General features: G+C 66.6%; 14 protein-coding genes and 1 riboswitch. Of the genes, 4 read left to right on the top strand and 10 right to left on the bottom strand.

The genetic code is table 11. The annotated features are described in order from the left end of the window. Window positions 1-69 precede the first annotated feature (69 nt). The 4 genes from nusB to ACMZ91_RS20245 all read right to left on the bottom strand — a co-directional run bounded on the left by nusB (window position 70) and on the right by ACMZ91_RS20245 (window position 2,907). Window positions 70-549, bottom strand: a complete 480-nt coding sequence (nusB, locus tag ACMZ91_RS20260) for a transcription antitermination factor NusB (protein ID WP_049462852.1) — start codon at window positions 547-549, stop codon at window positions 70-72. Further along, the gene (ribH, locus tag ACMZ91_RS20255) at window positions 546-1,013 is read right to left on the bottom strand and encodes a 6,7-dimethyl-8-ribityllumazine synthase (RefSeq protein WP_005408061.1); all 468 of its coding nucleotides are present in this window, start codon (window positions 1,011-1,013) and stop codon (window positions 546-548) included. Before ribH ends, nusB begins: the two co-directional genes overlap by 4 nt. Before the next feature lie 170 nt (window positions 1,014-1,183). After that, window positions 1,184-2,284, bottom strand: a complete 1,101-nt coding sequence (ribB, locus tag ACMZ91_RS20250; protein WP_049425006.1) for a 3,4-dihydroxy-2-butanone-4-phosphate synthase — start codon at window positions 2,282-2,284, stop codon at window positions 1,184-1,186. Continuing rightward, on the bottom strand, window positions 2,281-2,907 hold the full coding sequence (locus ACMZ91_RS20245) for a riboflavin synthase (protein WP_049462851.1): 627 nt from the start codon (window positions 2,905-2,907) through the stop codon (window positions 2,281-2,283). The genes ribB and ACMZ91_RS20245 overlap by 4 nt, the downstream gene beginning before the upstream one ends. Window positions 2,908-2,981: 74 nt before the next feature. Beyond that, window positions 2,982-3,127, bottom strand: a riboswitch (FMN riboswitch). Window positions 3,128-3,314: 187 nt separating this feature from the next. Between ACMZ91_RS20245 and ACMZ91_RS20240 the strand changes: the two genes are divergently transcribed. From ACMZ91_RS20240 to ACMZ91_RS20230, 3 genes are all read left to right on the top strand, one after another. After that, window positions 3,315-3,935: a hypothetical protein gene (locus ACMZ91_RS20240; RefSeq protein ID WP_032128042.1), complete on the top strand. Its 621-nt coding sequence runs from the start codon at window positions 3,315-3,317 to the stop codon at window positions 3,933-3,935. Window positions 3,936-4,087: 152 nt separating this feature from the next. Next, on the top strand, window positions 4,088-4,972 hold the full coding sequence (locus ACMZ91_RS20235; protein WP_049462850.1) for a hypothetical protein: 885 nt from the start codon (window positions 4,088-4,090) through the stop codon (window positions 4,970-4,972). A gap of 95 nt (window positions 4,973-5,067) precedes the next feature. Next, on the top strand, window positions 5,068-5,502 hold the full coding sequence (locus ACMZ91_RS20230) for a hypothetical protein (protein ID WP_223224668.1): 435 nt from the start codon (window positions 5,068-5,070) through the stop codon (window positions 5,500-5,502). A 35-nt stretch (window positions 5,503-5,537) separates the two neighbouring features. On the opposite strand, the gene ribD is transcribed toward ACMZ91_RS20230, so the two are convergent. From ribD to ACMZ91_RS20200, 6 genes are all read right to left on the bottom strand, one after another. Then, window positions 5,538-6,623 (bottom strand): bifunctional diaminohydroxyphosphoribosylaminopyrimidine deaminase/5-amino-6-(5-phosphoribosylamino)uracil reductase RibD, encoded by a 1,086-nt coding sequence (ribD, locus tag ACMZ91_RS20225; protein WP_049462849.1) that lies wholly within the window; start codon window positions 6,621-6,623, stop codon window positions 5,538-5,540. Between the two features lie 131 nt (window positions 6,624-6,754). Next, a complete protein-coding gene (gene nrdR / locus ACMZ91_RS20220; RefSeq protein ID WP_004143350.1) occupies window positions 6,755-7,276 on the bottom strand; it encodes a transcriptional regulator NrdR in 522 nt (173 codons plus the stop codon). Between the two features lie 149 nt (window positions 7,277-7,425). Further along, window positions 7,426-7,875 (bottom strand): hypothetical protein, encoded by a 450-nt coding sequence (locus ACMZ91_RS20215; RefSeq protein ID WP_049462848.1) that lies wholly within the window; start codon window positions 7,873-7,875, stop codon window positions 7,426-7,428. Between the two features lie 27 nt (window positions 7,876-7,902). Continuing rightward, on the bottom strand, window positions 7,903-8,322 hold the full coding sequence (locus ACMZ91_RS20210; protein WP_049462847.1) for a hypothetical protein: 420 nt from the start codon (window positions 8,320-8,322) through the stop codon (window positions 7,903-7,905). Window positions 8,323-8,445: 123 nt separating this feature from the next. Beyond that, entirely contained in the window at window positions 8,446-9,699 is a 1,254-nt protein-coding gene (glyA, locus tag ACMZ91_RS20205) for a serine hydroxymethyltransferase (RefSeq protein WP_010481990.1), read from the bottom strand. A gap of 189 nt (window positions 9,700-9,888) precedes the next feature. Next, window positions 9,889-10,335, bottom strand: coding sequence for an RcnB family protein (locus ACMZ91_RS20200; RefSeq protein WP_049462846.1), 447 nt, complete (start codon window positions 10,333-10,335; stop codon window positions 9,889-9,891). A gap of 253 nt (window positions 10,336-10,588) precedes the next feature. On the opposite strand from ACMZ91_RS20200, the gene ettA reads away from it, so the two are divergent. Beyond that, window positions 10,589-12,253: an energy-dependent translational throttle protein EttA gene (gene ettA, locus ACMZ91_RS20195; RefSeq protein ID WP_005412220.1), complete on the top strand. Its 1,665-nt coding sequence runs from the start codon at window positions 10,589-10,591 to the stop codon at window positions 12,251-12,253. Window positions 12,254-12,275 lie beyond the last annotated feature (22 nt).

Here is a 12,275-nt window from a genome sequence, read left to right as displayed (position 1 = left end):
CCGGCCGCTGGCCGGCAACCTCAGGATCCCTGCAGCTGCCGGCCAGCGGCCGGCACTACCACAGGTGGGTCAGTGACCCGATTCGACCTTGCGCCATTCCACGGCGGCACGATCCAGCACGCCGTTGACGTAGGTATGGCCATGCTCGGAACCGAAGCGCTTGGCCGATTCGATGGCTTCGTTGATCACCACGCGGTACGGCACGTCCAAGCGGTAGCGCAGCTCGTACGCCGCCAGGCGCAGCACCGCGCGTTCGATCGCGTCCACTTCTTCGATGCCACGGTCCAGGTACGGGCCGAGCGCTTCGTCGATGTCGCGGCGGTTGTCGAGCACGCCGTGCAGCAGTGCTTCGAAGTACGCCAGGTCGGCGATTTCGCGGGCCTGCTCGTGGGCGAACTGGGCGATCAGCGACTGGGCGTTGCCGCCGGAGATCTGCCAGGCGTAGACGGCCTGCACAGCACGACGGCGCGCGCGCGAGCGCAGCACCGGATCGACGCCATCACGGCGGACGGGTTTACCGGAGGGCTTGCCCTGGGTGTTCTTGTTCATGGCAGCTGCTCCAGAAGATTGACCATTTCCAATGCGGCGAGTGCGACTTCCTCGCCCTTGTTGCCGTGGCTGCCGCCTGCGCGGGCCTCGGCGTCTTCAACGCGTTCCACCGCCAGCACGCCGTTCAGCACCGGCACGCCGAAGTCCAGCTGCACGCGCATCAGGCCTTCGGCGCAGCGATCGGCCACGTGCTCGTAGTGGCGGGTATCGCCACGGATCACGCAGCCCAGGGTAAGGATGGCGGCGTGTTCGTGGGCGGCGGCCAGGCGCGCGGCCACCAGCGGCAGTTCCCAGGCACCCGGCACGCGGATCACGTCGATGTTGGCTTCGGTGATGCCGTTGCCAGCCAGGCTCTGGCGGGCGCCAGCGACCAGCGTGTCGGTGATGCGGGCGTTCCAGCGGCTGGCCAGGATGGCGAAGCGCGCCGATTCGGGAGTGCGAAGATCGCCTTCGAAGTGGCTCATATGCGGCTTGGGGGACTCGATAAGGGGGTAATTCTAGCGTGGATGGGCCCCGGCCGTGGCCGATGGGGGCCCGGGGCGTGCCGACCAACGGTCGCCACCCACCGGTAGTGCCGGCCGCTGGCCGGCAACCGCAGTCCCCGTGATTGCCGGCCAGCGGCCGGCACTACCCATTACAGGGTCACCGTCTCCACCACTTCCAGGCCGTAGCCGGCCAGGCCGATCTGGCGGCGCGGGGTGCCCAGTACGCGCAGCTTGCCCAGGCCCAGGTCGGACAGGATCTGTGCGCCAGCACCATTGCGGCGCCACTGGCTCACGTCCTTGTCCTTGCCCGGTACCACCGGCGCCGGCTGCTGCCGCAGGCGGGCCAGCAGGGCCTCGCCGTCGCGCGGGGCCGACAGCACCACCATCACGCCGGCGCCTTCGGCATCGATCGCGCGCAGGGCATCGGTGGCAGCCACGCCGAAGTCATCACGGCGCCAGTGCAGCAGGTCGGCCAGCGGGTTTTCCACCTGCACGCGCACCAGGGTCGGCGTTTCGGCATCCGGGGTGCCGCGCACCAGGGCGAAATGCACGTCGTGGGCGATGCGATCGCGGTAGGTGACCAGCTTGAACGGGCCGAACTCGGTCTCGATCTCGCGCTCGTCCACACGCTCGACGGTCTTTTCGGTGGCCAGGCGGTAGGCGATCAGGTCGGCGATGGAGCCCATCTTCAGACCGTGCTCGCGGGCGAACACTTCCAGTTCCGGGCGGCGTGCCATGCTGCCATCCGGGTTCAGGATCTCCACCAGCACGCCGGCCGGTTCCAGCCCGGCCAGCATGGCCATGTCCACGGCCGCCTCGGTGTGGCCGGCGCGGGTCAGCACGCCGCCCGGCTGAGCGATCAGCGGGAAGATGTGGCCCGGCTGGTGCAGGTCCGACGGCTTGGCGTTGGGCTTCACCGCGGTACGGATGGTGTGCGCGCGGTCATGCGCCGAGATGCCGGTGGTGACGCCCTCGGCGGCCTCGATGCTGACCGTGAAATTGGTCTGGAACTGCGCGGTATTGGCCTGCACCATCGGCGCCAGGCCGAGATCGGCGGCGCGGGTGCGGTTCAGCGGCAGGCACACCAGGCCACGGCCATGGGTGACCATGAAGTTGATGTCGCTGGCCTTGACCAGCTCGGCGGCCATGATCAGGTCGCCTTCGTTCTCGCGGTCTTCGTCATCGACGATGACGACCATGCGGCCCAGGCGGATGTCTTCCAGGATTTCCGGAATCGGGGCGAAATTCATGCTGCATCTCCATGCGGGTGCTGGCCGTTGGCCGGCACGCTGATCAGGCGTTCGACGTAGCGGGCGACCAGATCGATTTCAAGATTGACCGCGCTGCCCACGCCTGCGGCGGAGAAGGCGGTGTTGGCCACCGTGTGCGGGATCAGGGCGACTTCAAAACCTTCATCGTCCACTTCGTTGACGGTGAGGCTGACGCCGTCCACGCAGATCGAGCCCTTCTTGGCGATGTAGCGGCGCAGCGAGGCCGGCGCTGCGAAACGCCAACGCTGGGCACGCGCGTCTTCGTGGATGGACAGCACCCGGCCGAGGCCGTCGACGTGGCCGCTGACCAGATGGCCGCCGAGGCGGTCGGTCGGGCGCATGGCGCGTTCCAGGTTGATGACCGCACCCTCGCCCAGCTGGCCCAGCGTGGTCAGGCCCAGGGTCTCGGTGGAGGCATCGGCCTGGAAGCTGCTGGCGTCGAATGCGATGACGGTGAGGCAGACGCCGTTGATGGCAATGCTCTCGCCCATCTGCACGTTGTCGAACGGCAGAGTCCCGACATTGAAGGTGAAGCGGACATCGCCGCCGATGGATTCGCGTGCGGCCAGACGGCCGACGCCTTCGATGATTCCAGTAAACAAGTAACGTTCTCCGCGAAAAGTGAGCGAAAAACGCCGCAAGGCAAACAGGCGCACGCAGGGCATGAGCCCTGTGGCACCGTCTTCTTTCATCCGGACTATGACCGTCGGCTCCGGCATTGGACCGGATCTGCTGACCCCCGGCCGTGGGCCGGGGCGCTCGCGGGCTCGTGCTTGCGCACCTACCGCCGGTGGGGAATTGCACCCCGCCCTGAAGACGTTTGTGTACCGGCGAACCGGCGTGGCTAGTGTACCAGCCCGTGCTGAACGGGGTCGGATGCCACAGCTGTGACGGCCGTCGCTCGCAATTTGTAAAACTTTCATTAAAATTCTGCCCCGGACGACATGAGGTCGCCACGGGCAGCCCGCTGGGCATGCCCGCCAAAGGACTGAAATTCACAGGAATTCCCATGCGCAAGATGCTGATCGTGGCCGCCCTGCTGGCCGCCGCCCCGCTCTCGGCTTCGGCCGACGCCCTGAGCTACACCTACGTTGAAGGCGGTTGGACGCAGGTCAAGGTTGACGACAACGCACTGGACGACCCGAAGGTCGACGGCGGCTACCTGCGTGGCTCCGTGGCCATCGCCGAACAGGTCTACGTGTTCGGTGGCTGGTCGCGCACCAGCAAGACCTATCACTACAGCGACGGTTCGCTGAAGGTTGAACTGAATCAGCCGGAGCTGGGCATCGGCTACCACATGCCGTGGACCGACCGCGTCGACTTCACCGCCGACATCGCCTGGGTGCGCCAGAACGCCGAGCTGACCGATCGTTATGACGGCTACAGCGACCGCTACAAGGACCACACCAACCTGGCCCGCGCCACCATGGGCATCCGCGGCAAGCCGTCGCGCATGACCGAAGCCTGGGCCAAGGCCGGTTACATGGACGGCGGCAACAACTACAAGGGCACCTGGGTCGGCACCATCGGTGGCCAGATCAACTTCACCAGGACCTGGGGTCTGGTGGGCGAGATCTCCGGCTACCGCGACGTCACCCAGTACTCGGCCGGCGTCCGCGCCAGCTTCTGATCCAGCGATCGCTTCTCGTGGTGCGATCGAACGGGCCCCGCAAGGGGCCCGTTTTTTTGGCCGGCATACACGACCACGTGACCCCATAGCGCCATCGAAAGCCCACGCAGATGCGCTAGGCTTGCGCGCCTCTGGAACAGGAAAACACCGTCATGAAGACCCCCACCCGTACTCTGCTGGCCAGCATGCTGCTGTGCGCCCCGCTGATCGCCACGGCCGCCCCGGCCACGCTGTCGCCCGAACAGGCGTTCGACCTGTATGCACGCACCCTGCTGGAAGACGACGCGGCCGCCACGCGCACGCTCAACGACGCACTGAAACCGGCATTCGAAGGCCAGGACGCCGTGACCCCGAACCCGGGTGCGCTGGCCAAGGCGCTGGCCGAACCCTGGCAGACCGTCCTCGCCAGCACCGGCGCCAAGGTCGACGCTGCGGCCACCGAAGCGCTGTATGCCAAGGCGCTGCGTGATTCGAAGTGCCGCGCGACCAAGAGCGTGATCGAAGACAACGAATACGTTGAAGACCAGAAGCTGGCACGGATCACCTTCAGCTGCCAGCTGCCCGACCTGGGCAAGGTGCGCCCGCTGTTCGCCGCCAGCCTCGCATCCGATGCCAGCCCGGCCTCGCGCAAGCAGTTCACCGATGCCTACACCCAAGCGCTGCAGAGTGGCGCGCGCGTGCCGGTCATCGGCACCTTCACCCTGTACCCGGCCAAGGACAACGGCTACTGGTACAGCGGCAACTTCGATGACCTGGTGGGCACCGTGGCCGGTGCGCTGGCACCGTTCGAGGACTGGATGCAGGACGCGCAGGCGGCCAACGCGCCGAAGGTGACCGGCGTACCGGGCTGCGACCTGTTGCTGCAGCAGCATCGTGCCTGCGTGGCGAAGGTCGCACCGGACCAGATCAGCGGCGTGGACGCCATGGCCGAGGAGCTGAAGGCCAAGGCACAGGTGCAGTCGGCCGATGAGATGACGCAGGAGTGCAAGGCACTGCGCCCGATCGCCGAGATGATGTGGACCGACGAGTGCGCGTGAGCCTCGTGTAGAGCCGAGCCCACGCTCGGCTCATTGTCGCCGACGACGAGGGCGGCCGCACTTTCAGAACCGTTGCATGGCCCTGCGTGGCCTGCATGGTCAATGCTGTTGCCCTCTTCCATCGGGGCAACCGCATGAAACACCGCACGACGTCGACCATGGTCATGTTGCTGACGCTGCTGGCGCTTGTGGCGTGCGGGCAAGCCAAAGCTCCCAAGTCCAGGATTACGACCTTCTCGGTCATCCCAGCGGTTGCCTTCGAGTCAACCCTGCTGAGCGACAGGCAGCTGGATGCGTGGATGAGCGAAGACGACGACTGCCACGCGTTCCTGATGTATCACGATCAGTGCGCAGTGCTGGTATTGCCGCATGAGTACGACGACGGTTTTACCCGTCACCAGCTGCGATTGAAGGCGAGGAAACTGCCGGGCGAGGCACTGGGCGCGTACTGCCGCAACCTGCATGGGCTGTGGAAGCAGCAGTGGAAGGGCCAGTGCCCCGTCGGCGAAGAAGACGACGAGGAAGCCTGACGACAAGGGCATCGCCCCTGCTTCGCGTCATTCCCTCACGGGCGCAGCAGCAGCCTGATGTCCTCACCGACCTGACGCTGGTCAACCACGCGCAGGCGGCGCTGCTGGTCCATGGCATCGATGCCGAGGCCAGCCAGCAGCGGGCGACCGGTATCGCCCAGCAGCGTGGGCGCCTGATACAGCAGCAGTTCGTCCACCCAGCCGCCGTGCAGCAAGGCACCGGCCAGCGTCGCGCCGGCTTCGGTATGCACCTCGTTGATGCCGCGTTCGGCCAGCAGTGCCAACACCGCGCCAAGATCGAGACGGCCGTCAACACTGGGCACGCTGGCGAATTCGGCATCGGCCGCATCCGGTGCACTCACTGCAGCATCGTGCAGGTACAGCGTCGGTGCCCCGCCCTCGCGCACGCGGCTGCATTCGAGCGAACGCAGGCGCGAATCGAGCACCACGCGCAGTGGCGGCATCACTTCGGTGTCCGCCAGGCGCACGGTCAGCATCGGATCGTCGGCCAGCACGGTTTCGGCGCCGGTCAGGATCGCACCTGCGCGCGCGCGCCAGTGCTGCACGTCTTCGCGCGCGGCCGGGCCGGTGATCCACTTGGAGCTACCATCGGCCATCGCGGTGCGACCGTCGAGGCTGACCGCCAGCTTCACCCGCAGCCACGGCCGGTTGCGCTCCACACGCGACAGGAAGCCCTTGTTGAGCTCACGTGCCTGCGTCGCCATCAGCCCTTCAGCGACTTCGATGCCGGCATTGCGCAGCAGATCGAAGCCACCCCCATCGACCTTCGGGAACGGATCGCGCATCGCGGCAACGACGCGCGACACACCCGCTTCGATCAAGGCCAGCGCACACGGCGGTGTGCGCCCGTAGTGCGCACAAGGCTCCAGGGTGACGTAGGCGGTGGCACCGCGCGCCTCGCTTCCTGCCTCGCGCAGCGCGAACACTTCGGCGTGCGGTCCACCGGCACGCTGGTGCCAGCCCTGCCCGACCACGCGTTCGCCGTGGGCGATCACGCAGCCGACCATCGGGTTGGGGCGGGTGGTGTAGGCGGCACGCTCGGCCAGACGCAGTGCGTTGGCCATGTGCAGGTGGTCGAGAACGGAGAACGGGGCGGTCATGCGGCCATGGTAGCGCCGTTGGTGGCGGTGTAGATCCACGCCATGCGTGGATGGGCGCCACTGTGCCAACCAAGGTTGGCACCCACCGAAGCAGATATCTGTGCCAACCAAGGTTGGCATCTACCGGGGCGTCAGCCCTTCTTCTTCTTGGTCAGGGCGATCACGTCGCCCAGCAGCTGCAGCTGTTCGGTACTGGATGGCAGGTCGCGCTCCAGCTTCTCGATCTCCTCGCGGAAATCGGCCACGTCCTCGAAGCTGCGGTAGACCGACGCGAAGCGCACATAGCCGACATGGTCGAGCTTGCGCAGTTCGTTCATGACGAACTCGCCGACCTTGATCGAGGGTACTTCGCGCTCACCGCTGATGCGCAGCTGATGGACCACGGCGCGTACCGCCGCTTCGATCTTGTCTTCGGCCACCGCACGCTTCTGCAGCGCGCGGTCGAAGCCAGCGCGGACCTTCCGCTGGTCGAATGCTTCACGGGTGCCATCGCTCTTGACGATGGCGGGCAGTTTCAACTCCACCGTTTCCATGGTGCTGAAGCGCTCGCCACAGGCTTCGCATTCACGCCGACGACGGATCGTCGCGCCGTCTTCGGAGACGCGCGAGTCGATGACCCGGGTATCGGCATGTTGGCAGAAGGGGCAGTGCATGGAACGCCTGGCTCAGGAAAGTACCTATTGCCACGGTCATGGCAGCGTCGCAAAGGTACCTGAGAAAGGGCCCCGCAGCAAATGCTGTCTGCGCGGAAGTGCCTGCATTTCGGCCGAACAGAACCGCCAGCGCGGTCAGCGCTGCGCGTTCAACCGGGTGCCGGCGGCGCCGAGGCCGCGCGCGCCCAACGCAGCCACGCCAGATGCCCTGCCATCACCAACAGCGGCGGGCCGAACCCGAAGAAGGCCAGGGTCGAGATCTCCCCGCGCTTGAAGGTGAAGTACAGCGTGGCGGCGACCACGCCCAGCGCGGCCAGGCTTCCCAGCGCCAGGCCTATCCAGGCGACAACCGGCGATTGGCGCAGGCCGGTAACACCGCGCCACAGGAACAGGCCGCTCAGCCACAACCACGACAGCAGGCCGATGATCCCGGCCGACGACCACAGCAGCAGGATCCTGTACTCGTCACCGGTCAGGTACTTGCCATCCCATACGACCATCAGACCCAGCACGGCACCCGTGCCTCCGGCGGCCACCGTGGGCAGGCCCACCAATAGGCCGGCAATGGCCATCCAGCGTTTGTGCAGACGCTCATCCATGCGTTCGGTTTCCTTCCCTGGGCCGCATCATCCGCAGCGTTTGATCCACACCAGCATCGCAGCCGGCACCAGCATCGACGGGCCCAGCAGCAACAAGCCGAGGCCTTCGCCGTGCACGGCGATGCCCCACCACAGCGCCAGCCCCAGCGGGGGCAAGGCGGCGAGACCGCCCGCCAGCAGCATCCACCACCAGAGGCGGTGCACGTGCAGCCCGGCACGCCCCTGCAACAGAAAACCCGCGCTCAGCCACAACCAGGCCAGGCAGCCGGCAATGCCGGCCAGGCCCCACAGCGGCATCACCGTTACCGAGACCAGCGTGCCATGACCAAACTGGCCCAGCCCCATCAGCAACAGCATCGTCGCCGCCGCGCCGCCCATCGCCAGGCTGGGCAGGCCGAACAGCACCGCCAGCGCGGCGTAGAGGTACTTGAGGTGGCGCTCATCCATGCGCGGTTGCTCCGATACCGGGGTCAGAGCCCTTCCCTGCGGGAAGGGATCCGACCCCTGCTTCGATCCGGGCTTCGGGGTCGGAGCCCTTCCCGGCGGGAAGGGATCCGACCCCTGCTGCGATCAGCCGTAGACCGGGTACTTGCGGCACTGCGCGCTGACGGCGTCGCGCACGCGGGCGATGACGGCGTCATCGTTCGGTGCGTCGAGCACGTCGGCGATCCAGTTGGCCAGGTCCACGCAATCCTGTTCGACGTAACCACGGGTGGTCACCGCCGGGGTGCCCAGGCGCAGGCCCGAGGTCACGAACGGCGAACGCGGATCGTTCGGCACCGAGTTCTTGTTGACGGTGATGTGGGCCTTGCCCAGCGCGGCTTCCGCGTCCTTGCCGGACACGTCCTTGCCGATCATGTCGACCAGCATCAGGTGGTTCTGGGTGCCGCCGGAGACGATCTTGTAGCCGCGCGCGATCAGCGTGTTGGCCATCGCCTGGGCGTTCTTCACCACCTGCTGCTGGTAGGCCTTGAAGCCCGGTTCCAGCGCTTCCTTGAAGGCCACGGCCTTGCCGGCGATGACGTGCATCAGCGGACCGCCCTGGATGCCCGGGAACACGATCGACTGCAGCTTCTTGACCAGGTCTTCGTCGGCGCCCTTGGCGACGATGATGCCGCCACGCGGGCCGCGCAGGGTCTTGTGGGTGGTCGAGGTGACCACGTGCGCGTGTTCCAGCGGGCTGGGATAGACGCCAGCAGCAACCAGGCCGGCGACGTGGGCCATGTCGACGAACAGGTAGGCACCGACCTTGTCGGCGATGGCGCGGAAGCGCGCCCAGTCGATCACCTGCGAGTAGGCCGAGAAGCCGGCCACGACCATCTTCGGCTTGTGCTCCAGGGCCAGGCGCTCGACTTCGTCGTAATCGATCAGGCCCTGGTCGTTCACACCATACTGCACGGCGTTGAACAGCTTGCCCGAGGCGTTGACCTTGGCACCGTGGGTGAGGTGGCCGCCGTGGGCCAGGCTCATGCCGAGGATGGTGTCACCCGGCTGCAGCAGGGCGAAGTACACGGCCTGGTTGGCCTGCGAGCCGCTGTGCGGCTGCACGTTGGCGTAGTCGGCGCCGAACAGCTGCTTCAAGCGGTCGATCGCCAGCTGCTCGGCGATGTCCACGTATTCGCAGCCACCGTAGTAGCGCTTGCCCGGGTAGCCTTCGGCGTACTTGTTGGTCAGCTGGCTGCCCTGCGCTTCCATCACCGCCGGGCTGGTGTAGTTCTCGCTGGCGATCAGCTCGACGTGGTCTTCCTGGCGCTGGGTTTCAGCGGCGATGGCCTTGGCCAGTTCGGGATCGTAGGATTCGATGCGGACGTCACGCGGGAACATCGGGTACTCCAGCAGGCAGGGAAAAGGGGGTACGGCTCAGCCCCCGATTGTAGCCCCGCACCGGGCCTGCCGGGGCCGAAACGGACGGGGCCGGCATCCCCGAAGGAATCCGGCCCCGTATGGTTTCGAGTGGCGTTGCGGGGGCAGAGCCCTTTGCGCTGCAAAGGGATCCGACCCCGACTGCGATCCTCAGCGGCTGCTGAGCACGTACTGGGCGATCACACCGGTGGCGATGGCCACCAGCAGCATGTTGCCGCGGTCATCGCGGATCCAGTGGTGGCCATATGGCGGGCGACGCAGGTGATAGCGCGGGTAGTCGTTCACCACATAGACCGGGCCACGGTAGTAGTCGCGGTAGCGATGGCCGACCTTCCAGCCGTAGCCCGGGCCATAGGCCGGGCGGTACACCACACGCGGCGGTGCCGGGCGGTAGTAGCGGTCATGGTCGCGGTGCCACTCGCGGCGATCCTGGCGGTAGTCGCGCCGGGCCTCGCGGCGGTCGCGTTCCCAGTCACGACGGTCCTGGCGCCATTCGCGGCGGTCCTCGCGCCACTCGCGGCGGTCGTGGTCGCGGCGGTGGTCGTTGTCGGCGAAGGCCGGGGCCACGGCGCCGGCCATTACTCGATTGATGCGCATGTCAGACCTCTGCTCGGGTGGGTGGTGAGCCCATATTGCGCACCCGATCTGAACCGTTTCCGGCTGGAAACGCTTCCCGCTACAGGACTGTGACCGGGTATTCAGGCCGCGGCCAGCCCGGCGCCCCTGCCCGGGCGCGGCCCGGAACCGGTTCCGGCTATAATTGGCGGTATTCCATTTCAGTCTGTGCCCGCTGCCGCAACGGGATGTTCCCGTGACGGGTCGGGCGCAGGGCCGCGCCTACGGAGACCGCATGTCCTCGCAATACATCTACACCATGAACCGCGTGTCCAAGGTGGTCCCGCCCAAGCGGCAGATCATCAAGGACATCTCGCTGTCCTTCTTCCCGGGCGCGAAGATCGGCCTGCTGGGCCTGAACGGCGCCGGCAAGTCCACCGTGCTGAAGATCATGGCCGGCGTGGACACCGATTTCGAGGGCGAAGCCCGCCCGCAGCCGGGCATCAAGGTCGGCTACCTGGCGCAGGAACCGGAACTGGACCCGACCAAGACCGTGCGTGAAGCGGTCGAGGAAGGCGTGGGCGAAGTGCTGCAGGCCCAGGCCGCGCTGGACGCGGTGTACCTGGCCTACGCCGAGGAAGGCGCCGACTTCGACGCGCTGGCCAAGGAACAGGAGCGCCTGGAGGCGATCCTGGCCGCTGGCGACGCGCACACCCTGGAGAACCAGCTGGACGTGGCCGCCGATGCGCTGCGCCTGCCGCCGTGGGATGCCGTGGTCGGCAAGCTGTCCGGTGGTGAAAAGCGCCGCGTGGCGCTGTGCCGCCTGCTGCTGCAGAAGCCGGACATGCTACTGCTCGACGAACCGACCAACCACCTCGACGCCGAGTCGGTGGAATGGCTGGAACAGTTCCTGGCGCGCTACACCGGCACCGTGGTGGCGGTCACCCACGATCGCTACTTCCTGGACAACGCCGCCGAGTGGATCCTGGAACTGGACCGCGGCCGCGGCATTCCGTGGAAGGGCAACTACACCGACTGGCTGACCCAGAAGGATGAGCGCCTGAAGCAGGAAGACAACCAGGAAAAGGCTCGCCAGAAGGCGATCCAGAAGGAACTGGAGTGGTCGCGCCAGAACGCCAAGGGCGGCCGCACCAAGGGCAAGGCCCGTCTGGCCCGCCTGGAAGAGCTGCAGTCGGTCGATTACCAGAAGCGCAACGAGACCAATGAAATCTTCATTCCGCCGGGCGAGCGCCTGGGCAATGCGGTGATGGAGTTCAAGAACGTCTCCAAGAAGTTCGGCGACCGCCTGCTGTTCGACAACCTGAGCTTCCTGGTGCCGGCCGGCGCCATCGTCGGCATCATCGGCCCGAACGGTGCCGGTAAGTCGACCCTGTTCAAGATGATCACCGGCCAGGAAAAGCCGGATACCGGCGAGATCGTGGTCGGCCCGACCGTGAAGCTGTCCTACGTGGACCAGAGCCGCGACGCGCTGGAAGGCAACCACAACGTCTTCCAGGAAATCGCTGGCGGCCTGGACATCCTCAACATCAACGGCATCGAGATCCAGTCGCGCGCCTACATCGGCCGCTTCAACTTCAAGGGCCAGGACCAGCAGAAGATGGTTGGTTCGCTGTCCGGTGGTGAGCGTGGCCGCCTGCACATGGCCAAGACCCTGCTGCAGGGTGGCAACGTGCTGCTGCTCGACGAACCGTCCAACGATCTGGACATCGAAACCCTGCGTGCGCTGGAAGATGCGCTGCTGGAGTTCCCGGGCAACACCTTCGTCATTTCGCATGACCGCTGGTTCCTGGATCGCATCGCGACCCACATCCTGGCGTTCGAAGGCGACTCGCACGTGGAGTTCTTCCAGGGCAACTACCGCGAGTACGAAGAAGACAAGCGCCGCCGCATGGGCGACGACGCTGCGCCGAAGCGCCTGCGCTTCAAGGCGCTGAAGTAAGGCAACAGGAAAGGCCGCGCTC

It is taken from the genome of Stenotrophomonas sp. FR024, from assembly GCF_047500745.2.
Lineage (GTDB): Bacteria > Pseudomonadota > Gammaproteobacteria > Xanthomonadales > Xanthomonadaceae > Stenotrophomonas > Stenotrophomonas maltophilia_A.
This window is presented reverse-complemented; position numbering and strand designations above follow the sequence as displayed.